General features: G+C 68.5%; 1 protein-coding gene. It reads right to left on the bottom strand.

The genetic code is table 11. The features are described from left to right. The coding region (locus FXF51_RS61715; RefSeq protein WP_222872004.1) for a hypothetical protein at positions 1-289 on the bottom strand (289 nt) is incomplete at both ends.

Consider the following 289-nt stretch of genomic DNA (forward strand, 5'->3'; position numbering starts at 1 on the left):
CCGCCAGACCTTCAGCTCCATGGCCTCGCGTTGCATCAGGCGCTCGCCGTCGCATCCGGAGTAGGGCCAGCGAACCAGCACGTCCAGGCGTTTGGTGCCGGCGGCGTACTCACGGTCGAGTTGGCCGCCGCCGTTGACCAGGCGGTGCAGGAAGGCCATCAGGATGATCTGGCAGGCGGCCTCGTGGTAGCCCTCCTGCCGGATGAGGACCTCGCCGTGCTCGCGCCAGAACACCACGAACTCCCGCAGCAGGCGGGGCAGGTCGAAACGGCCGTCCGGCAGCACGAAA

It is taken from the genome of Nonomuraea sp. PA05 (assembly GCF_008086045.1).
Lineage (GTDB): Bacteria > Actinomycetota > Actinomycetes > Streptosporangiales > Streptosporangiaceae > Nonomuraea > Nonomuraea monospora.